General features: G+C 69.5%; 16 protein-coding genes and 2 pseudogenes. 9 read left to right on the forward strand and 9 right to left on the reverse strand.

What is annotated here, in order from left to right; genetic code table 11:
* Positions 1-891 precede the first annotated feature (891 nt).
* From ACZ58N_RS20185 to ACZ58N_RS20205, 5 genes are all read right to left on the reverse strand, one after another.
* Positions 892-1161: a hypothetical protein gene (locus ACZ58N_RS20185; RefSeq protein ID WP_471161549.1), complete on the reverse strand. Its 270-nt coding sequence runs from the start codon at positions 1159-1161 to the stop codon at positions 892-894.
* A gap of 88 nt (positions 1162-1249) precedes the next feature.
* The gene (locus ACZ58N_RS20190; RefSeq protein ID WP_471161551.1) at positions 1250-2752 is read right to left on the reverse strand and encodes a trypsin-like serine protease; all 1503 of its coding nucleotides are present in this window, start codon (positions 2750-2752) and stop codon (positions 1250-1252) included.
* A 44-nt stretch (positions 2753-2796) separates the two neighbouring features.
* Positions 2797-4803 (reverse strand): RICIN domain-containing protein, encoded by a 2007-nt coding sequence (locus tag ACZ58N_RS20195; protein WP_471161553.1) that lies wholly within the window; start codon positions 4801-4803, stop codon positions 2797-2799.
* A gap of 86 nt (positions 4804-4889) precedes the next feature.
* Entirely contained in the window at positions 4890-7346 is a 2457-nt protein-coding gene (locus ACZ58N_RS20200; protein WP_471161555.1) for a trypsin-like serine protease, read from the reverse strand.
* Between the two features lie 44 nt (positions 7347-7390).
* The gene (locus tag ACZ58N_RS20205; RefSeq protein ID WP_471161557.1) at positions 7391-7903 is read right to left on the reverse strand and encodes a hypothetical protein; all 513 of its coding nucleotides are present in this window, start codon (positions 7901-7903) and stop codon (positions 7391-7393) included.
* Between the two features lie 446 nt (positions 7904-8349).
* On the opposite strand from ACZ58N_RS20205, the gene ACZ58N_RS20210 reads away from it, so the two are divergent.
* The 6 genes and pseudogenes from ACZ58N_RS20210 to ACZ58N_RS20235 all read left to right on the forward strand — a co-directional run bounded on the left by ACZ58N_RS20210 (position 8350) and on the right by ACZ58N_RS20235 (position 16297).
* Positions 8350-11709, forward strand: coding sequence for an ALF repeat-containing protein (locus ACZ58N_RS20210; protein ID WP_471161559.1), 3360 nt, complete (start codon positions 8350-8352; stop codon positions 11707-11709).
* A 272-nt stretch (positions 11710-11981) separates the two neighbouring features.
* Positions 11982-13877: a DNA/RNA non-specific endonuclease gene (locus ACZ58N_RS20215; RefSeq protein ID WP_471161561.1), complete on the forward strand. Its 1896-nt coding sequence runs from the start codon at positions 11982-11984 to the stop codon at positions 13875-13877.
* Positions 13878-13908: 31 nt separating this feature from the next.
* Entirely contained in the window at positions 13909-14796 is an 888-nt protein-coding gene (locus tag ACZ58N_RS20220) for a YwqG family protein (protein WP_471161563.1), read from the forward strand.
* Positions 14797-14860: 64 nt separating this feature from the next.
* Positions 14861-15064: a hypothetical protein gene (locus tag ACZ58N_RS20225; RefSeq protein WP_471161565.1), complete on the forward strand. Its 204-nt coding sequence runs from the start codon at positions 14861-14863 to the stop codon at positions 15062-15064.
* Between the two features lie 59 nt (positions 15065-15123).
* A pseudogene (locus ACZ58N_RS20230) lies at positions 15124-15313 on the forward strand (site-specific integrase); the annotation flags it as partial.
* Between the two features lie 21 nt (positions 15314-15334).
* Positions 15335-16297, forward strand: coding sequence for an outer membrane protein assembly factor BamB family protein (locus tag ACZ58N_RS20235; RefSeq protein ID WP_471161567.1), 963 nt, complete (start codon positions 15335-15337; stop codon positions 16295-16297).
* A 54-nt stretch (positions 16298-16351) separates the two neighbouring features.
* Here ACZ58N_RS20235 and ACZ58N_RS20240 read toward each other — a convergent pair whose 3' ends face one another.
* The 4 genes from ACZ58N_RS20240 to ACZ58N_RS20255 form a co-directional block, all read right to left on the reverse strand.
* On the reverse strand, positions 16352-16789 hold the full coding sequence (locus tag ACZ58N_RS20240) for a hypothetical protein (protein WP_471161569.1): 438 nt from the start codon (positions 16787-16789) through the stop codon (positions 16352-16354).
* Between the two features lie 75 nt (positions 16790-16864).
* The gene (locus ACZ58N_RS20245) at positions 16865-17248 is read right to left on the reverse strand and encodes a DUF6221 family protein (RefSeq protein ID WP_471161571.1); all 384 of its coding nucleotides are present in this window, start codon (positions 17246-17248) and stop codon (positions 16865-16867) included.
* A 168-nt stretch (positions 17249-17416) separates the two neighbouring features.
* Entirely contained in the window at positions 17417-17923 is a 507-nt protein-coding gene (locus ACZ58N_RS20250; protein WP_471161573.1) for a hypothetical protein, read from the reverse strand.
* 322 nt (positions 17924-18245) lie between these two features.
* Positions 18246-19046: a neocarzinostatin apoprotein domain-containing protein gene (locus ACZ58N_RS20255; RefSeq protein WP_471161575.1), complete on the reverse strand. Its 801-nt coding sequence runs from the start codon at positions 19044-19046 to the stop codon at positions 18246-18248.
* Positions 19047-19215: 169 nt separating this feature from the next.
* Between ACZ58N_RS20255 and ACZ58N_RS20260 the strand changes: the two are divergent.
* From ACZ58N_RS20260 to ACZ58N_RS20270, 3 genes and pseudogenes are all read left to right on the forward strand, one after another.
* Positions 19216-19595, forward strand: a pseudogene (locus ACZ58N_RS20260) (transposase); the annotation flags it as partial.
* A 263-nt stretch (positions 19596-19858) separates the two neighbouring features.
* Complete coding sequence (locus tag ACZ58N_RS20265; RefSeq protein ID WP_471161578.1) at positions 19859-20248, forward strand: hypothetical protein; 390 nt, start codon at positions 19859-19861, stop codon at positions 20246-20248.
* A gap of 17 nt (positions 20249-20265) precedes the next feature.
* Positions 20266-20442: a hypothetical protein gene (locus tag ACZ58N_RS20270; protein WP_471161581.1), complete on the forward strand. Its 177-nt coding sequence runs from the start codon at positions 20266-20268 to the stop codon at positions 20440-20442.
* Positions 20443-20908 lie beyond the last annotated feature (466 nt).

Raw genomic sequence — 20908 nt, forward strand, 5'->3', positions numbered from 1 at the left:
GGCGGGGCAGAAGTCCGGGGAACATGCGGACGAACTGGAGGAGCTGGGGATCGTGTGGGACACCGCCGATGCCAGGTTTGCCTGGTACTGCAACGGTCTGTGCCGTGGCTGTTGGGCACACCCGGGCGATCCGCGCCACCGCCGCAACAACAACCGATGGCCGTCCAGGTCGACCGGGGCGAGGCCGGCGAGCGGAGATCGACGGCCAGCCGCGACGGTGCGCGCCGCCCGCCACTCCCCCCGGCCACACCACCGGATGGCCCTGCCGCGTGGGCGTGAGGTGGGCTGCAGGAGGAGGTCACTCCGGGCCTGTTTGCCACGATGCGGTCAACGAGTCCGGACAGCCGCCGCGCGGGGTCCGCGGGGTGGGTGTTTAGTCGTTGATGCCCAGGTGCAGGAGGACGATGTCCGAGTCGGCAGAGGTCTGCCACGGCTCGACGTTCGAGCGGACGTCGTCGATGGTCCAGCCGCTGTTCCCCTCGTTGCGGGGTCGCCGACGTTGCCGAAGGAGCCGGAGCCGACGAAGTCGGGTGCGTAGCGGGACTGGCCTCCCATCAGGTTCCGTAGCTCGGAACGGTATCCGGCTCCGTGCGAACCGTCCGCGCCGGCGGTGATTGAGTCACCCAGCGGCATGATCCTCACGAGCGGTGGGGCGGGCTGGACGGCGGCAGCCGGTGCGGCGCCGAGGCCGAGTGCGGTGGCTGCGCCCGCCAGCAGGACGAGGCCGAGTGGAGCGGTGATGCGCTGTGTCACGGGTGAAGGGCCCTCCAGGGAGTGAATGCGATCGGCGGCGTCGGCGGCGGCCGGGCTCGACAACATCGGAAGACGAAGGAACCCGCCACCCGCCCCCTGCGCGACGGCGAGGGCGGACGGCGGGCTTGCCTACCGGGATCAGGCGCCCCTGGCGCCCTTGCCCAACCGTTGCAGGCGAGGACGGAGGCGCTGTTGCCCGGGCCGGCGAGGACGTAGTCGGCGTTGAAGTCGACGAACTGCACCTTGGGGGTGGTCGGTGGTCCGTCCGTTCATGTAGTCGGTACGGCTGTCGCCGTCCCAGTCGGCGAAGCGGACCTTGTCCGGCTCCGCGGTGAGGCCGTTCGCGAACTGGCCCAGCGCCTGCCACGGGGCGACCTTGTCGCGGCCGCGGTTGATCCAAACATTCACGGAGCCATTGGCGTTGATGACAAGGTGTCGGCCTTTCCGTCCTCGTCGAGGTCGGCCCAGCGCACGCGCTCGCTTCCACCTGCCTCGTTCACCGAGCCGGAAGGACGCGGGTCGGCAGGAAGGTTCCGCTGGCCCAGAGGGCGCCGCCCTTCCCTTCGCCGCCGTCCTTCTTGTAGACGACCAAATTGCCGTCGCTCTGGAAGGTGAGGTAGGCGCCGGCGTTGCCGAAGGTGGCGGTGGACCAGTAGGAGTTGCCAGCGCCGTCGCCGCCGCCCTTGCGGTAGGCAACGAGATTCCCGTCGCGCTGCATGGACAGGTAGGAGCCCTCCCCGCCGGCGACGTCGGAGCTCCACACCTGCTTGGCCTGAACCTTGTCCCAGATGTACAGGCGGCCGTCGGAAGCCATGACGAAGATCTTGGTAGGGCTGTCGACCCAGAACCCGGCCGCGGAACGGCCCTCACTGGCGAGAATGTTCGGCCGCAAGGCGCTCTCCGACGACCACAGGACGGCGCCGGTGCCCTCGCCGCCGTCCTTCCGGTTGACGACGAGATCGCCGTCGTTCCGGAAGCGCAGGTAAGCGCCGGTGTTGCCGAACGTGGCGGTCGACCAGAGGTGGCCGCCCTTGCCGTCCCCACCGTCCTTCTTGTACACGACGAAGTTTCCGTCGGCCTGCATGATCGCGTAGGCGCCCGGGTTGCCGTACGTGTTGGACGACCAGAGCGCCGCGCCCTTACCCTCGCCACCGCTCTTGTGGTAGATCACGAGGTTGCCGTCGGCCTGCATGGACAGCTTCAGGTCCTTGCCGACGAGGGTCGTCCCCGACTCGATGGCCTGGCCGGGGTGGACCAGCAGCGGATCGGTGACCGAGGCGATCCACTGTCCGAGGTCGTCGGTGCGCGCGGAGAGGGCACCGGTGCGGGTTTCGGCGAGGTCGGCGCCGAGGCAGCCGCCCTGCCAGGAACGGCTGTTGACTCCGACCAGCTCGCCGGCCGCGTTGAGTAGCGGGCCACCGGTGTCACCCTTGCAGATCGCGTCGGATCCCTTGCCGGTGATCTTCAGGGACGTGGCGTCGGTGGAATCCACCGCGAACGCGCCGGTGTGGAGCTTGCCGGGCACCCACTCGGTCCTCGTCCGGCCGAAACCGGCGGCCGTGACCTCCGCGCCCACCGCGGGGACGGTAGTGGCGGGCCGGACCGGCGCGGCGCCGCGGGCGGGTGCCGCCAGACGGGCCAGGGCCACGTCACGGTCGGTGCGGGGAACGAGTTCGGACACCTCGAGGTGCCGGCCGTCCGCGAGGGTGACGGTCGACTTCAGGGCCGGCTTCCCCGCCGGGACCTGCTGGCCCGGCACGGTGGCGAAGCAGCTGGCGGCCGTGGCGACCCACCACTCGTTGACGAGCGCCGCGGTGCAGGCGCGGCCGCTCGCCTCGCCGCCGACGTTCAGCCTGACGGCGGAGGCGTACTGGCCGGCCGCGGCCTCGGGACCCGAGACGGCCTGGGCCGGCCCGGCGGAGGTGAGGCCGACGGCCAAGGCGATGGAGGCGGCGAGCAGACCGGTCCTCCGAGCGGGGCGCGGACGGGGTTCAGACATGTGGGCTCCTTTGAACCGGTGGGCGGACGTGTCGACAGCGCTGGTCACAGGTACCAGCTCTGCGTGGCGAAGGACGGGTCGGCCGCGTGCTGCCACTGCTGGGCGAGGGCTCCGTTGTCCTTGCTGGAGTTGCTGATCTCCAGGGTCTTGCCGCTGTTGACGTTGCTGATGTTCAGGCCGACGGTGCTGCCGGCCTGCTTGATCGTCCACTGCATGGTGGGGATGTCCTTGCATGTGTACTGCTGCGCACGGGCCCCGTTGTCCTTGCTGGAGTTGACGATCTCCAGGCACTTGCCGCTGTTCACGTTCACGATCTGGTAGACGTCCGCGGCGGCCGTGGGGCGGAACTCCCACTTCGCGCCGGCCTGGCTGCCACAGGTCCACTGCTGGGCGGCGGCGCTGTTGTCCTTGCTGGAGTTGACGATCTCCAGGCACTTGTCGCTGTTCATGTTGCGGATCAGACCGCCCGCGGGCAGCGGCAGGGGAGAGGGCCAGGCGTTCGTACCCAGGGCGATGGCACCCTGTCCGTTGCCCTTGTAGAAGTTGAAGCGCTGCTGGTCACTCCACAGACCGCCGAGGTCGGTCCTGCCGTCGCCGTTGAAGTCACCGGACAACACGACGGGCATGTTGTTCCAGGTGTTGTCCGGCCAGATGGAGGCTCCGGCGTCGAGACCGCCGGCCGTATTGCCGTTGTAGCGGCGCAGGGCCCCGTCGGAGGTGATGGCGACGATGTCGTCGCGGCCGTCGTTGTTCAGATCACCGGCGGTGATCTTCTTGATGCTCAGCCAGGAGTTGTCCGGCCACAGCTTGCGGTGCTGGTTGGTCAGCACCCCGTCCGCGGTGGTGGAGTAGGCGTGCAGCGACCCCTTGGCATCCCCCGTGCCCCAGACGGCGATGAGCCCGTCGCGGTCGGAGCCCGCCGCGCGGTACCGCTCCAGCTGGCGCATGGCGTCCCAGTTGGTGCTCGCGTCCGCCCACATCGACTTGCCGGCGGCCAGACTGCCGTCGGACCGCCCCGCGTACAGGCGCAGGGCTCCGTCGCTCCAGACGGAGGCGATGTCGGTGATCCCGTCGCCGTTGAAGTCACCCCCGATGATCTTCTTGGCCGAACCCCAGCTGCCGTCGGCCCGCCACAGCGGGCGGCCGTACTCGAAGGTGCCGTCGGAGCGGCCCGCGAAGGTGTGCAGGTTACCGTCGCTGGTGACGGCGGCGATGTCCGTGCGGCCGTCCTGGTTGAAGTCGCCCGTACCCATCACCTTGGTGACGTTGGGCACCACCGACGCCAGGCGCACCGCAGGAGTGGTCCCGCGGACCTGGTCCACCCAGGCCGCGACATCGTCGACACGGACGTCGAGCGCCCCCGTACGGATTTCGGCCGCGTCCGTGCCCAGGCAGCCGCCCTGCCAGGAACCCGAGTTGACTGCGGCCAACTCCACGCGGCCGTCCTTCGCGCGCATGGCCGGACCGCCGGTGTCACCCTTGCAGACCACCGCGTCGCCCGATGCGTTCAGCCCGAGTACGCCGCCGTCCACAGAGGCCACCGTGAAGACGCCGGTGTGCGCCTTGGCCGGCACCCATTCCGTCTTCGTCCGCCCGAACCCCAGTGAGGTGAGTTGCTCACCGACCACCGGGGCGGTGGTGGCGACCTTCACCGGCTCCAGTCCGACGACCCGCCAGGCGAGCTTCACCATCACCAGGTCACGCTCCGCGTGCGGAACGAGCTCCACGGCCTCGACCACGGTGCCCGTGGAATGAGTGAGGTCGGTGCGCCCCACGGTGACGGTCGTCTTCAGGGCCGGCTTGCCGGCCGGCACCTGCGCGGAGCCGTTACGGAAACAGGAAGCGGCGGTGAGAACCCACCCGGCGTCGACCAGCGAGCCGGAACAGGCCGCCTTGTCACCGACGTTGAGCTTTGCCGCGAAGGCGTAGCCGGTGCTCGGAGCGTCGCTGCCGTTGAGTGCCGCGGCGGGGACCGCGGTGAGCAGCCCGCCTCCCGCAGCGGCGGAGAGCAGGGCGACAGCCCACGTGGTGCGTGAACCCTTTACGGGCATGTTGATCCTTACGGTGTCGGGTCGCGCTGAGAACCGTCCGCGCCGGAAAGGCGGTCACGGCGCGGACAGGTCGGCGGTGTGGGGTGTCAGCGGGTGGTGGTGGCGGTGAGGTCGGTCGGCGAGGTGGGAGTGCCGGGAACCTGGCGCCAGGCGGTCCAGTTGCCCAGCGTGGTGTCGAGGGTCGTGCCCTGGACCTTGCCGCCCGCGCCGATGGCGTAGACGTGGGTGTTGCCGGCGGCGGACGCACTGGAGAGGCGGGTCAGCCCGGTGCCGCCGATCTTGGTCCAGGACGGCTTGAAGGCGCCGGCGAGGTAGTCGCCCGCCTGGCCGTAGAGGGCGCCGTCGGAGCCGATGACCTGGATCTGGACGGTGGCTCCGACACGGGAGACCGTGATGTCCTTGGCGCCGGTGATCCCGCCCGGGATGTCGCCCCAGTTGTTCCAGGTGCCGCTGCGGATGTCGAGGTCGCGGCCGTAGACCTTGCCGCCCGCGATGCCGTAGAGACGGACGTAGGGGCCGGCCTTCACAGAGGTGAGGCCGGTCAGCCCGGTGAATCCGGGAACGGCGGCCCAGCGGTCGTTCCAGCGGCCGGCGTTGTAATCACCGACCTGCGTGTGGAGGTCGCCGTTGGATCCCACGATCTGCACGTACAGAACGTTGTCGATCATGCTGACAGCAAGGTCCTTGACGCCCGCGGCGCCGCCCGGCACCTCGGTCCAGGCACCCCAGACGTTGGTGGACGGGTTGTACTCACGGTCGTAGACCCGGCCGCCGGCGACACCGACGTAGCGGATCGTACTACCCGTGTCCACACTGGTCAGGTTGGTCACCGGGAGGCCGCCGACGGTGTTCCACCGGGCCCCGAAGGCGCCGGTGGCCAGGGTGCCGGTCTGCAGGGACAGTGCGTTGTCCACGGTCGCGGCCAGCGTCACCTTGGAGGGGGCTGCCAGGATCGCGGCCGACACGTCGGTGGCGCCGGAGATGCTGCCCCGGAGCTCCTGGAACGCGCTCCAAGAGCCGGTACCGGTGTCGAGCCGGACGTTGTTGACCTTGCCCGCGGCGTCGGTCGCGTACAGTTCGACGGCGTTGCCCGAGGGGGCGCTCGTGACATTCGTCAGGCCACTTCCGCCGACCCTGCTCCATGCGTCGTTCCAGCGGCCGGCGTCGTAGTTGCCGAACTGGGTCCACAGGGCGCCGTCACCGCCGACGATCTGGACCTGGACGTTGTTGCCGATCATGCTGGAGGCGATGTCCTTGACGCCGGCCGCGCCACCGGGGATCTCTCCCCAGGGCGACCAACTGCCATTGCGGGTGTCGAAGTCGCGGCCGTAGACGTGCCCGTCGGCGACGGCCTGCACGCGCACGAGGGGACCAGCGGGCGCGCTGGTGACGCGGGTCAGCCCGGACGCGCCGACCGAGGTCCACGCGTCGTTCCAGCGGCCGGCCCTGTAGTCGGCCACCTGCGAGTACAGGTTGCCGTCGGCGCCGGCGATCTGCACGTGGACCTTGGAGCCGACCCGGGAGGCGGCGATGTCCTTGGCGCCGGCGGCGCCACCGGGGATCTCGCCCCAGCCGGACCACCTGCCGTTCGCGGCCAGGTCGAGGTCCTGGCCGTACACCCGGCCCTCGACGATCGCGTACGCGCGCACGGTGTCGCCGTCGCGGACGGTGACCACCCGCGATACGGCCTTGCCGTCGACCTTGGCCCAGGACTGGCCGTACTCCCCGTAGCCCAGGTCCCCGGACTGCGACCACATCGCACCGCCGCCGCCGGCCAGCAGGGACACCTGGTTGCCGGTGCGCGGCGCGGTGGCCGAAGCGAGCCACGCGCCGATGTCGTCGGTGCGGGCGGCCAGGGCGCCGGTACGGGTCTCAGCGGAGTCGGTGCCGAGGCAGCCACCCTGCCAGGAGCGGCCGTTGATGCCCACAAGCTCGCCGTTGCCGTTCAGCAGGGGGCCTCCCGTGTCCCCCTTGCAGAGGGAGTCGGTTCCCTTGCCGGTGATCGAGAGGGTGGCCGCGGCGGAGGAGTTCGTGGTGAACGCTCCGTTGTGCACCTTGCCGGGTACCCAGTCCGTCCTGGTCCGCCCGAAGCCGGCCGCGACCAAGCCGACGCCGGCCGCCGGGGCGGCGGTGGCGAGCTTGACCGGAGCGACGTCGGTGACCGGGGCGGCCAGGCGGCCCAGGACCAGGTCTCGATCGGTAGCGCTCGCGGAGACTTCCACGATGTCGCGGCTCTGCTGGGCGAACGTGGCGCTGGTCCTCAGCGCGGGCTTCCCGGCCGGGACCGAGGTGCCGGGTGTGGTGGCCAGGCAGCTGGCAGCCGTCAGAACCCATCGGGGATCGACCAGGACCGCAGTGCAGCCACGGGGGTTCATCTCATTGCCGATGGTGAGGGCTGCGGTGAAGGCGTACCGGCCGGCCGGTGCTTCGGGACCCGTGACGGCCTGGGCGGGGACGGCCGAAGCGAGGCCCGCCGCGACGGCGGTGGCGGTGGTGACGAGCAGACCAGTCGCACGCGCGGGGAGGGGACGAGATTCAGGCATGGTCTTCTTTCGGAGCACGGAAAGGGGCGGATCCCCGGCGGCGATTACTTGGAAGTCCTGATCTCCAGAAGCATGAAATCACGGCCCTGGTCGTCCGCGGTCTCACCGACAGCCGTCCACGCGTTCTTGTCGACGGTGAAGGACTTCTGCTCGGTGCCGGTAGACATCTCCACCTGCGCCGCATAATTGTTGCCCTTCACTCCGAAGACGGACGGAATTTCGAGGCTGAGGTAGCCCTTATCCCCGGTAACACGGAAGCAGATCTTCTCGTTCTTGTGGGAGAAGACCTCCATCAGCTCGGGCGCTCCCGTGCACTCCGCAAGGAGGATGTGGCCGTCTCCGCTCTTGAGCTTGATCTTCTGTTCCGCGAGGATCTTGTCGGCGTTCGGATAGGAGAAGTCCTCGATGGCGTAGCCCGGGCCTTCATCGGCGATCGCCTTCGTAGCGATGGAGTCCCCGGTGGAGCCGCCGGTCACACCGCCAGCGATGGCTGCCCAGGTCAGGGCACCTGCGGCCACAGCTGCACCGGCGATACGCAGGATTGCGGTACGTGCCATCATTTTCATCCTTAGTGTCGATTCAAAGTGTTCGCGAGCATGCCTGAGTGCGCAGCGAAGGAGAAGGATCGTTCGGTTTCTCATGCCCCCGGTCACGGCTTCCCGATGTCATCGGAATAGAAATGCGGCGGCGTTGCGCACTTGCTGGCGATCTTTCGAATGAAACCAAGCCACGTGTCATCCAACCAAGAGAATAAATAGTTGCGTAACCGGACATATCCACTGTTGATCACGTGACTTGTGTCACGTAGTGGAATGGTTGCGACGGTTTTGCGAAAAATTGGCGGTGGGATTCGGCCATCTTTAGGTCATGGTGCCCGTTGGGTTCCACCCAGGTGGGTTCCGGGCGTCTGCGCTGCATAAGGTCGAGTCATCGCCGTCCCGGTGAGATTTCCGGGCATGATTTGACCTCGACATCGAGGAATCGCAATCAGAGAGGTTCTTCTGTGCAGGAAACGTTTTGGAGTCGGCGTCGCTTCACCACCGCCCTCGCCGCGAGTGCAGCCGCCGTATCGACACCCCTGCTGTTCACCACACCGGTGCGGGCAGCCACCCGCGCCACCTCCGTCACCGGCGCCCCCGCCGGTGACGCGCTGGCGCTTCCGGACACGGACCGGGCCAAGGCCGTCAAGGCGTGGATCCTGGGCGGACGTTCGGCCAAGGAAGCGGCCGCCTACGCACTCGCCGGAACCGACGGGGAGATCACGACCTTCCTCACCGAGCAGCTGCCCAAGGCCACGCGGATCGACAACCGCGTCGCCACGTTCACCTACCTGGGATACGGGGGCAAGAGCGTCCGGAGGGACGCGAGCGCCGCCCTGGGCGGTGGTGACGAGGCGATATCCACGTTCGTCAAGGACGGCTTCCGCTCATCGGTCACCGAGGACATGCGTGTCACCGCCCTCTCCGTCATGGCCAATGGCGGAAAGAGCGTCAAGCGGGACGGCAACGCCGCGCTGACCGCCGGTACGGACCAGGCACTGGAGCAGTTCCTGCTCAACGGCCAGTACAACGCCAGGCTCGAGGACATGCGGGTGGAGATCCTCCGCAGCCTCGCCGCGGCCGGCCCGGAGCTCAAGAAGTACGCGAACCGCGCCCTGAGCGGCACCGCGGACGACGTGCAGTGGTACCTCGACACCGGCCAGCACATCGCGCGGGCACGCGACCAGGAGGCCGCCACCATTGCGCAGTTGGTCGCCGTCGTCGAGCGGGAAAGTGCCCGGGCCCGCGAGCAGACCGACCTAGCCGTCGAAGCCTCCGAGCGGGCGACGACGGCCGCGAGCAGGGCCAAGGAGAAGGCCGAGACGGCTGCGGCCGAAGCCGAGAAGGCACGGGACGACGTCCGCAGGTCCGCCGAGGCGGCCCGCCAGGCCGCCAGCGCCGCGAGCGGCGCCGCCTCCGCCGCCCGCACGGCCATCCGCGCCTCCTCCGCCGCGGTCCAGGCGTCGCAGCGGGCGTCCTGGGCGGCCACGGCAGCCTCCCAAGCTGCCGCCGCCGCAGGATCGGCCGCCACCCGCGCCTACAACGCCGCGATCGCCGCGTCGAAAGACGCGTCGAAGACCAACGAGGCGAAAAACGCCGCCGTCGCCGCCCGCGACGCCGCCGCGAAGGCGTACTCCGCCGCCAAGGCCGCCGACGACGCCGCCGTCGCCTCCGAGCAGTCCGCGAACGCCGGTCTCGCCGCCGCCGACGCGGCCCGTGACGCCGCAGCCGCGGCCAAGGCCTCCGCCCAGGCAGCAGCATCCTCCGGCGTCGCCCAGGGCGAGGCGGCCGAGGCCAAGCGCCAGGCCGACATCGCCTCCAGCGCCGCCAACCAGGCCACCAACGCCGCCTCGACGGCCCAGGCACTCGCCTCGACCGCCGCCACAGCCGCACGCAAGGCGAACGTCGCGGCCAAGTCCGCCGCCGGACACGCGGAGAAGGCCGCCGACGCCGCCGAGGAGGCCGTCAAGTACGCCGGCCAGGCCATCGACTTCGCCAACAAGTCGACCGCGCACGCCAACGAGGCGGTCAAGGCGGCCAACCTCGCGACGCAGGCCGTCGCCGACGCGCTGGCCGTGGAGAAGAATGCCCGGGCCGCCGAGGCCGCCGCGTTGGCGGCCGACAAGCTGGAAGGCATGAAGGAAGCCGCGCAACTCGCCTTCCTGGACAAGAGCGAACGCGCCGCCGCGCTGAACAAGCGCACCCAGGCCCAGCAGACCGCCCAGGCCACCAAGGACCTCATCGCCAAGGCGGAGCAGGCCCTCGGCAACGACGAGCTCACCGCCGCCGCCACCATCGGCCGCCAGGCAGCCGTCGCGCTGCTGGACTCCAAGGGCACCTGGACCCGTCAGGCAGCCCGCTTCGCGCTCGCCGGGTCCGACTACGACGTCCATTCCTGGATCGACATCGACCGGCAGATCGCCGAGTCCCAGGACAACCGCGAGACCATCCTCTTCATCGCCCAGGTCTCCGAACCGGCCGTCGCGAGGGCCGCGGTCCAGGCGCTGGCCGGCGGCACCCCTGCGGAAGGGGACTTCAACACCTCCGGTGTCATCAGGTCGCGTGCCGACGACAACCGGGTCAACATCCTGAAGATCCTGCACGAGAAGCCCGGCAAGACCGTCACCAAGGCGGCCAACGACGCACTCAACGCCAACACCCCGGAAGCCCTTCAGAAGTTCTTCGACGAGGACCTCCCCAAAGCCGTCGCGGAGGACGACGCCGTCGCCACCATGAAGGTCATCGCGAGTGGTGACGCGTACTCCAAGGCCTATGCCCAGGTGGCCATGGAGGGTCCCGCGTGGATGCGCCGGAACTTCATTGAATCCGTCCTGCACCGGGCAGCCCAGCTGGACTACGACTCCCTCAGCCACGCCGCCGCCATGCAGGCGACCATCGCGGCAGCCGCCAAGATCGCCCAGGAGGCGCAGCGGGACGCGGCCCTCGCCTCCCAGGTGGCGGCCGTGGCCCGGGACGCCGGCCAGAAGGCGCAGGAATGGGCCCAGATAGCGCTGGACTCGGCGAAGCAGGCCGACGACTACGCGACGAAGGCCCGCCAGCACGCGGACGCGGCGGACAAGTCCGCAGCCGACGCCCAGGCCTCGGCAAACAAGGCCAAGGACGCGGCCGCCACCGCCCAGAGCGCCTCCCGCGCCGCGAACTACTCGGCCAACCGCGCCATCGACGCGGCCCGCAGCGCTCAGGCCTCCGCCTACAGCGCCCAGGCCTCGGCCGCCAACGCCCACCAGGCCGAGCTCGCCGCCGGCCGGGACGCCAAGACCGCTGCCACGGCCGCCGCCGACGCACGCCAGATCGCCGCGGACAAGCGGACGGCCGAAGTGCGGGAAGCGGCGCGTGTGGCCGCCGAGCAGGCCCAGAAGGACCGGGATGCCAACCGCAACCCGTCCAACACGACGAACAACGACCAGGTCAACCCCAAGGGGAGCCAGCCCGGCAAGGACGAGTGGTGGAACGACGCCAAGTGGTGGGCTGACAGCGCCGACAAGGTGAGCACCGCCGCGGGGCTCTTGGCGGCGGGCTTCGCCGTGTCGTGCGTGTTCTTCCCCGCGGCGCCCGTCCTGGGCAGCATCGCGGCCGTTTGCCTCGGCGTCTCCGTCCTCGCCGCCGGAGTCAGTGCCATCGCCAGCGGCATCGAATACGGGTTCACCAGCGGCGAATTCGTCTCCTCCGCCGGCCGCGCGGCCCTGGGACTCGTCACCCGCGGCGGAGGGCGCGCGGCAGCCGCCGTGGCCAAGCCGGTCGTCAAGACCGTGGAGAAGGTCGCCGGGACCGCGTCCAAGGTGCTCTACGACCTCGTCCACTGACAGCTGATCCACCAGGACCGCCCCCGCTCATGCCGGGGCCACGCCCCCGGCCATTGGGCCGCGGGGGGCCGACCTGCGGTGAAACGTTTCTGCTGGTCGGCCGCAGATCCCTGGGCGGCCGCAGCACGTCCATTCACCGCCCCGGGCGACAGAACCCATTTCGGCTCGACTGACCAAGGAGTCGGCCGGATGTCGCTCGGGGCGCCCTCCCACCGAGAGAAGACATGCATTCACCACGCTGGAGACGAATACTTCCCGGTCTCCTCCTCGTATTGAGCCTCACCGCGACCGGCACCGCCGCCGCCGAGGTCCCCGCCCCGGGCGCCGGCAGCAAGGCGGGCAGCGCCGACCCGGCCACCCCGGCGGGCGCTCCCACCCCCGGCAAGCTCCAGCCCGCCATGCTGACTCCCGGGGAGAAATGCGAGCCCACGCCCGCCGGCTCCCGGGAGCGCAAGGCCGGAGCCGTGGAGGGCTGTGTCACCACCATCGCCGCCCCAGCGCCCCAGGTCTGGCGGAAGTTCCTCGCCGCCGCACCCTCGGCGGCACCCACCGCCGCCGCCGACACGGGCAGCTGCGCGATCGCACCCGCCCGGACCTGGTACCACAACCGCTTCGCCTACTGCGTTCACGGTCTCACCGTGTTGTACACGCTCAAGGACACCAACGGCTCGGAGGTCGGCACCGGAACGCTGGACGTTTCAAGCAGCGCGTCCCTGCCCGCCAAGGGCACGACGTGGAGTGAGCTGGTCAGGGTGACCATGACCCGTGCGACCGGGACCGTCAAGTCCCTGAACGTGCGGTTCAAGCCCGCTTGCTCGGCCGGGTGCAAGGTCACCAAGTCCCCCCGGTGGACCGGCAAGACGATCATCCCGGACCAGATCCTCTCCGGCGACGTGTTCTACGAATCCACCCCGGCTCCCGGGACGCAGGTCGACTTCACGACGTCGTACGAGTTGTACGTGTCCTCTCCCGGCGCACAGATCGTCGACCCGAGCGCCTCTTGGAGCAACCCGGAGAAGGTCCGCTGCGACGACGCCGTCCGGGACACGGCTGCCACCGGCACGCCCGACCCCGGCTGTGTCGTGCCCGGATTCATGCCGGTCGTCAAGATCAGCGACCAGCCGGCCCCGTCGGGCGCGGGTGCAGCGGCGGCCGGCTACCTGTGGGCCCAGAGCAACCTCGCCGGCTGGGGGCGCGACAAGCCGCTGACCCGGGCGAAGGGGGACGTAGCCGGCCGGACGGCCCGGACCTGCGGAACCTTCCTGGTCCGCACGGACCTCGTCGCTGATGACAGCTGCGGAGAGTTCCCCTTCTCGGTCACCCGGGAAGGGGGTGTCGACGGCGCCCAGTGCGCCGAGATCCTTCCCCGCAGCAGTACCGGCGGCGGATGGGTCACCGATATCGTGGATGGTGGGCCAGGCAGCCCCTGCGCGCGCGCCCACGTTCCGCTCGCGGACAAGCAGGCCGGTGAGGCCCGGCTCGCCGAAGGCTTCGAAAGCCAGCGAGTCGTGGATGGCGACCAGTTCAAGGTAGAGATCTCCGGATCGACCGCCGAGCCACAGGCCGTCTGCCTCCAGAAGATGCCTACCGGGTCGTTCACCAGCGGCAAGGGCTGGATCAAGAACACCACCAATCCGGTTCCGCATGTCAACAAGACCACCCCCATTCCGGGCCCGGCCGGCGAACGGGCGGCAGCGGCACAGGCCTGCGTGGGCATCAAGCCCCCGAAGGGCACCGAGGCCGAGGGGGACATCACCGGTTGGCAGGACGCAAACCTGTTCCGCGACGCCCACTCGCCCGGGACCGGGCTCGCCCGGTGCCATCTGATACCCAACATCCTCGGCGGCCTGGGCGGAAAGGACGACGGTGCGAACCTCGTCCCCTGCTGGCAGGTGGGGATGAACACCGGAACGCCCAGCATGCGGAGTTACGAGGCCGTGGCTCAAAAGGCGGTGAGGGAGTTCAAGGATGGCGGCATCCTCGGGCCGAACGACGCCATCTTCTACCAGGTGACGCCTCACTACGCGAACGCCGACAGCACGATTCCCGACAAGGTCGTGATGAACGCTAGGGTCGAGCGGTCGGACGGAAAGACACAGCCGCTGTTCCCCCAGGTCGAGATCCTCAACACCAAGCGGAACACCGGACAGCTGAACCTCGGAAACTAGTCCCATCCGATCAGTGCCATCGGGAGCCAGAATGAGCCGTACCACCCCGCCGCGGCCGGTCGACGTAACCGCTGCCTTTCCTCAACTGGCCCCGCTGGCCCGTCCGGCGATCCGGCTGCATCCACGCCCCGGGTCTCCCACTCCGCACGACAGCTCGGTCGGCGGGCCACTGCTGTGGCCCGCCGACGAGCCGTGGCCGCACTGCGCGCAGCCGCACGGGTGGCCGGAAGAGGACCTGAACGCCATGCTGCCCGTGGCCCAACTGTACGTGTGGGACGTGCCCCTGCTGCGACCGCCCGGGCGGGCCGATGTGCTCCAGGTGCTCTGGTGCCCCTTCGAGCATGAACCGGACTACAAGCCTCCAACCGTGCTGTTCTGGCGATCCACAGCCGAGGTCACCGACGTCCTCGCCGAACCGCCGGAGCCGATCGAGGAGGAATACGACGGCTACAGGCCGCAACCGTGCGTGCTCGCGCCGGAGCGGGTCACCGAGTATCCGCACCACATGGACTTGAGCAAGGAGCTGCGGCAGCAGCTCGAAGACTGGGACAATTGGCGCGCTGCCGGAGTCGCCGTGGACGGCTCTTGGGGCCGCCATCCTGATGCCTTCTACGGGAGCGAGTTGTCCGTCGCCCCGGGCTGGAAGGTCGGCGGATGGCCCCGTTGGGGCCTCACCGATCCCGTGGCCCGCTCCTGCACCGCCTGCGGCGCCACGACGGTGCCGCTGCTGACCATCGCGTCGAGCGAATGGGACAGGAGCAACACGGGCTGGGTACCGTACGAGGACCGGGACGTGACCTCCCTCGATGACGCCGACGCGGCGAACCCGCCCAAGGTCGAGGTCTCCAGGAGTAACCGCCTGCAGCTCTACGTCTGCCCGGAGTCCCCGGACCATCCGTACACCGACCTCATCCAGTGAGCCGTTTCGGCTGTTGCCGCCGATGTCCCACCTCTGGTGACGGGGCGTCCCTTACGCTGCGGCGATGGAACGCTTGACCGACGTGCCCGAGAACGACGAGAGCATCGATGTCGCAACGTCGGAACGCGCATTCGATGCGAGAGGGCGCGGTCACTGCCATGGGGCGAGCGAGTGCGGTGACCGTCGGTCGATGTCCACCTCCGAAGCCATCCTCGGCACCGCGCCGGGCGCCGAGCCCTGCGACGCGAGCGCGCTCTGCCCGGGCTGATCCCCGCCGACAGGGCATCCGCAGCAATGCAGAGCCTCGCGGAACAGGACTGGTCGACCTCCCTCCAGCGCACCCGCAGCCAGGTCCGGCCGTCCTGCATGCCAAGATCTTGGCCTCCGAGCGCCGCATCGCCCTCCCCACCGAGTGCATCAGCTCCCTCAAGATCTACAAGGAACAGCAGCGGGAAGAACGGCAGGAAGCCGGACCGGACGGGCCGACAACGGGCTCGTCCTCACCACCGGGGCCGGCCGCTCATGATGGGATGACCACATGATCGCCACAGTGCTCTGGGAACGCGAACTGCACCAGCGGGGCCGTGCTTCCGGATTCGTCGTGGGGCCGGACTGTGTTGTTCTCCACGAGCGACACACCCGGCTGGTCTGCTTGGAGCGCGCCGACGGCACGGTGCGCTGGGACATCCCGCTCGGTACTTGGCCACGCAGCATTGTCCTCACGGATGACCGTGTGCTGGTGCTGCCGCAGACACCGAACCTGCTGTCCTGTCTCGATCTGCGGACGGGTGCGTCGCTGTGGAGCGCCCCGACACCGGGGTTTACGGGAAACCTTACGGTTCACTCGCACACCGTTGTCATGGGCGGTTGGCGCGGCTACACACCGATGAGTGGCTTGGACCTCGCCGACGGGAACGTCCGCTGGACAACGCCGTCGCCGGTGACGTCGGTACCCACCCTCCCCTGGGCGGGCGGGGTGCTGACCGGCAGCGGGTACGAGGCGACTCTTCTCGATCCGGCCGATGGGAGTGACCTGGCGCGGTGGCGTCTGCCGGACCCGCTCGCTGAATCCGACACGACGACGTTCGTGTCGGTGGATGCGGAACGGGTGCTGGCTGTCTGCGCTGCCTCGTCGCTGGTGGCCTTCGGGATGGGTACGGACGAGCCCACCCGGCTCGGACCCTACGATCCGTTCGGGCCGGTCGGATACGTCCACGGGTCGCTCTGGATGCTCAGGGCCGGTAAGGGTTTCCTCGCGGTGGATCCCACCGACGGAACCCCCTCATGGTCGGTCGCGACAGATCTCCGGATGGTGGCGGCCGCGCTGCCGTACGGCGATGACTTCTGGTCGGGGACGTCAATGGCGGCATCCGGAGGTTGGGGCCGGACGGCCGGATCGTGGAGGGGTGTTCCCTGGCTCGACGCCTGGACGTCCTGGCCGCCGCCGACGACGGCGGGCTGTTCTTCGCGGCGAAGGGCACCTTCGGCGCATTCGCCCTGACGAACCGGGAGCCAGAATCCTGCAGTCGCCCGATCACCCCCAGATCGGCACAGGTCATTCCAGGGGTCGCGCCGCCGGCAGCCACTCGGCCTCGCCGTCTCGCAGGATTCCCCTGAACGTCAGCGCCTCACGGCCTATGCCCAGCGCGGCAAGCAGGATGTCGATCGCGGCTTCGTCGTCTTCCGTGTCCTTGATGACGGACACGATGGTGTCCGTCAGGCTGCTGTCATTCAGGCGGTGGAGGGCAAAGTGCACGCCCTGTATCTGGATCACCGCGACATCGACGGAGCTGATTTCCTCCCAGCCACGTTCCGTCGTGAGTTTCAGCCGACCCGCCACCGCTTCCAATGATGGTGCAAGGCCTGCCACTTCTCGAAACAGGCCCGCGATGTACCACCACATGCTCGTCTGCCACGCGGGATTCGGGTTCGCCCACGCCGAAACAGGTGCATCCAGCCAGTCGGCCTCCGGGCCAGGCACATTGAAGTTCAAGATTTTCCACCCCCGCTTTCGACCGCGCACCCTACTCGGTTCGCATAAGGGCCGTCCCGTAAAACGATCTCCGTCTCAGCGGCGTCGGGGGTAGTCAGGGTGTTCGCCGTAAGGGGACGCGAGGTCGAGCAGGTCGTCGCAGGGCCAGGTCTCGCCGTCGTACTGGCAGTCGTCGCGGTTCTCCCACGGCAGTTCGGGATCGCCCGTGGCAGGACTGGGTGCATGGCGGGCGAGCACGCGTCGCTTGGCCTTGACCTCCCGGAGAACGCGAGCCGGGTCGTGCAACGCGACGTGCAGGGCGATCGTGGGATGGAAGCCGGGAAGTTCTCCTTGGCAGAAGTCGACCGTGTGCCCGTGAGCGGCCCACTCCCCACAGCAGTTGTCACCGTCGCAACGTCGAGCCAGATCGGCCTCCTCATCCAGCCGTGCGTGCAGGAACGTCACAAGTTCTTGGCTCATGAGGTCATCCTGGACCCTGCGCCAGGCCCGGTCGCCTCAATTCCTTACGGTGGGCAGGACCCGGCCGGGGAACGTACTGCTCCGGTCACCAGCCGACCGCTGTGCCTGGTGACGTAGTCGCCGCCCTGAAGTGGTGAGGCCCCGTTAGCCGGTAGGTCCGGAAACTCATCACCCGCAGAACGGCACCGGGCCGGCCACAACGCGAAACATCACCGGAGCGCCTTCTCCCCTCTGGTTCCCCGGTGCGGCGGGCACGATCCCCGGACACGGGACAGCGGACGCGCGGCGCGCGAGGCGCACGGCCGTCCACTCGGCATCGGCCTTTCGATGCCTGATCATGGCGTCGATCGTGACGGACGGGGCCGACTGCTCGCACCGGGATTTCGTCGCACCCGGTTCAATCACACCGGGATGTCCTCCTCGCGCAAAGAACGGAGACAGAAGCTCGACCTCCTGACGGACGTTGCCATCGTCGACAGCGGCGTCTCGCGCCGGCGTGCCGTGGAGGTGCTCGGCTCCTCCGACCACCTCATCGGCCGGTTCGCACCTGACGTCCTGTCCGTTTCGCTCGGCACCAACGACGCGCGCGCCGGCCCGGCCGGACTGCCGGGGTTCCAGGACGTCACGCGGCGGATCATCGACCGTACGGGCGCGGACACCTGGATCGTTCAGCACGCCCCGGTTCTGGTCAGCATCGCCGGCCGGGAGGCCCGCGCCACGCTCCCGGCGTACGCCGAGGCCGTACGGGAGATCGCGAAGGAACCCGGGGCGCTGCCGGCGGACCACGAGGCGTACGGGAACGAGCACTTCGACGGGGCCGACCGATCACGTGGCTCGACGACCCCGGCCCTCCCCCAACGCCGCCGACCACCTCCGGACGGCCGGGCACACGCTCCGGGTGCTGTGCCTGAGCACCCGAGGCCGCGGGCCGGAGCCGTCTCCGGGTGCCGCGTTCCTCGGGTGCCGCGGTCTTCGGGTGCCGCGGTCTTCGGTAGCGTCAGCCGCCGGCCGGGGCTTCGACCGGGGCGAAGGTCAGGGGGTGCGATACCGCGTGCGGGCCTCGGACGCGGGTGCCGAAGACGACCACCTCGCAGCCCGGCGCGACCCGGCAGTCGATCGTGCGCCCGACGTTGGTGGTGAACGTCGTCGACACCTCGATCGTCTCGTCCAGCCGCCCCTGGTCGGTGGTGGCCGGCGGGCGGCCCCGGGTGCGGCAGTCCGAGTATTCCGTGGAGCCCGCGAGGCACTCCATGACCACCGAGTGGTATTGCGGCTCGTACCCGCGCCCGGTGACCCGTACCGACTGGCCGTCCACCAACCCCCGGGACGGGTCGACGCGGACGGTGGGGGCGGCCTCCAGTTCACCGCGCGGCCGGAAGCCCAGCGGGACGGTGGTGAGGACTGCGCCGGTGGTGTCCGTCAGAGCCAGCCGGCACGGGTTCGCGGCGGTGGCGGTACGACAGTCGAAGGTGCCGGCGCCCGTGGCGACCTGGGCGTAGAGCTTCTTCGGCGACGGCCGCAGGGTACCGTCCGGCAGGACGCGGAACTGTCGCGCGGTGTCCTCGTCGCAGGCCCCCACCACCGTGTCCGGCGCGCACATCTCGACCCACACGTACGCCTTGGGCGGGCCGCCCTTGACCGTGAATTCGACGATGTCCCCGTCGAGCAGTCCGTTCGTCCGCTTCACCACCAACTGCGGCGCCTCGGGAACGGCTTCCGCCACCCCGCTCACGGCCGTCCCGGCCCCGGCCAGGGCCATCACCAGCCCGGCCCTTCCGAGTAACCTCCACAGCCCCATCGCTGCCCCCTCTTCCGACACACCTGTCAGGTCGAAGGGATCCTCCTGTCCCCCGGACCCGTCCGCAAGGACGCGATCCGGCCGCCGCGCGCGCCGGGAATCACCCGGTGGTTCGGTGCAGCCGTGGCCAGGGGAAGGGCTGAACCGCGGAGTCAGCCCTTGTATTTGGCGCCGTCGAATCGGCCTGCGCTTCATCGCACTCCTCGACGGCGTCCACCAACTCGTCAGGGCTCCGATCGTGCTGGTCCGGGACGTGCTGGTCCGGGACCGCCTGAACAGCACGTCTCCCGCAGGATGCGCGACCTGGTGGCAGAGCGGGAGTGATTGACCGTGTTCCTGCTGCCCTCCCACTCACCGGACCTGAACCCCGTCGAGTGGGTAGGGGCCCACGTCAAACGCAGCCTCGCCAACCTCGGCGTCATGGCCCTCGACCGACTCGAAACCCCGTCCGCAACCGCCTCGGACGGCTTCAATACCGGCCCCACACCCCCTTGACGGCTTCATACAGTAGCCGGCACCGGCCTCACCCTCGATGCAACAGCCTCACCCCGAAAAGCCGAAGTCCGTAGGCGCCGCCCGAGCCCTGACCCGCAGACGGCACAAGCCGAAGGCCCACGTCCGGCGCGACACCGACAGCCGGAGCGCCGGTGCCGGGAGCCCGCCGAGAACCTCACGCCGTATAGGCGTACGCCGAGCTGCGCGGACCCCTGGCCGCCCCACAACACGCGACCACGCAGGACCGCCTCGGATACCGTGTTCCCCTACGGGGCGCCACAACGGATGTGACGCCCCCCACCGGAGGTAGTCAGCGTATGAGTTCAAAGCGCAGTAAGAATCCAGCCCTGCCCGTACTTGACGACGCGTTCCGACTCGCGTCGGTCAAGGACGCCGAAGAGTCCACGCGTGACTTGACCGCGCGGCTGGCCACCACCGAACTGCGCCGCGCTTCCCACCCGGGCCGACTCACCTGGGAGCCCACCGATCAGGCCGAGCCCGTACCGGTCCCGCCGACTGTGGTCGACGGTGACGGAGACCTGTGGCTGCGGGACCGGGGCACCGGCACCTGGACCATGCCCGAGTTCAACCCGAAGGAGTTCCCGGCCCGCTGTGGCGAGGTTCTGACGTGGAGCCAGCTTGCCGGCGAGTTCGGCCCGCTGACCGCGCTGGCCGACGACCGTCGCATCGGCGGCGGCCGGCGCTGACCGCGCAGCCTTCCGGGATGACCGCGCCCCTGAAGTACCCGTTACGGGTGGCCCGGGAGCTGCATATCACCGCCGAACTCGACGATCGCGATGAGCGAATGAGGGTGGTTGTGGCGGGCAATGCCCGCACCTCACCGGGGGCTGCGGATGATCGCCGGGGCGAGGCCAACGAACAAGGCCTGACTCCATCCTGACCGCACCCAGGGTGAGCCACCGTCAGCGTTCGTCCGAGGGCGGACGCCAAATCGCAGGCTCATATCCCCTTCGACACGCAATCGGCTGCGGATACTCCGTTACCGGACTGCCGGACGAGGTGCCGGCGCGGTTCCCGCTACCCGTTCGTCCGCTCGGTCGGTTGTGGTGTGGGGTTGAGGTGTCCGGTGTTGCCGGTGGCGTCCCGAGCCCTGTCCCCGGGTAGGACTTCACGGCACGGACCGGAGGAAGCCTCTCGAAACGCCGAGTGCGGCGGCCGCCGGCACCTCGCGCCGCCGTACGGGATCTTCGTCGACGCATGCGACCTCGAAGCCGGCCACTCTACGGACCTCAAATCCACCTACTTCCCGGAGTGGCCGGACAAGGGAGGTTTCGAAGGGCAGTCCGGAACGCCGTCCCGCTCGACGGTCATGCCCATGTCTGCCTCCTTTTCCTCCCTTCCCGTGC

It is taken from the genome of Streptomyces sp. NPDC040432, from assembly GCF_055595445.1.

Excerpts from the sequence above, each read along its gene's own strand:
- ACZ58N_RS20190 (WP_471161551.1), bottom strand. The coding sequence starts at position 2,752 with ATGTCTGAACCCCGTCCGCGCCCCGCTCGGAGGACCGGTCTGCTCGCC.
- ACZ58N_RS20195 (WP_471161553.1), bottom strand. The coding sequence starts at position 4,803 with ATGCCCGTAAAGGGTTCACGCACCACGTGGGCTGTCGCCCTGCTCTCC.
- ACZ58N_RS20200 (WP_471161555.1), bottom strand. The coding sequence starts at position 7,346 with ATGCCTGAATCTCGTCCCCTCCCCGCGCGTGCGACTGGTCTGCTCGTC.
- ACZ58N_RS20205 (WP_471161557.1), bottom strand. The coding sequence starts at position 7,903 with ATGGCACGTACCGCAATCCTGCGTATCGCCGGTGCAGCTGTGGCCGCA.
- ACZ58N_RS20220 (WP_471161563.1), top strand. The coding sequence starts at position 13,909 with ATGAGCCGTACCACCCCGCCGCGGCCGGTCGACGTAACCGCTGCCTTT.
- ACZ58N_RS20225 (WP_471161565.1), top strand. The coding sequence starts at position 14,861 with ATGGAACGCTTGACCGACGTGCCCGAGAACGACGAGAGCATCGATGTC.
- ACZ58N_RS20235 (WP_471161567.1), top strand. The coding sequence starts at position 15,335 with ATGATCGCCACAGTGCTCTGGGAACGCGAACTGCACCAGCGGGGCCGT.
- ACZ58N_RS20245 (WP_471161571.1), bottom strand. The coding sequence starts at position 17,248 with ATGAGCCAAGAACTTGTGACGTTCCTGCACGCACGGCTGGATGAGGAG.
- ACZ58N_RS20255 (WP_471161575.1), bottom strand. The coding sequence starts at position 19,046 with ATGGGGCTGTGGAGGTTACTCGGAAGGGCCGGGCTGGTGATGGCCCTG.
- ACZ58N_RS20265 (WP_471161578.1), top strand. The coding sequence starts at position 19,859 with ATGAGTTCAAAGCGCAGTAAGAATCCAGCCCTGCCCGTACTTGACGAC.
- ACZ58N_RS20270 (WP_471161581.1), top strand. The coding sequence starts at position 20,266 with ATGACCGCGCCCCTGAAGTACCCGTTACGGGTGGCCCGGGAGCTGCAT.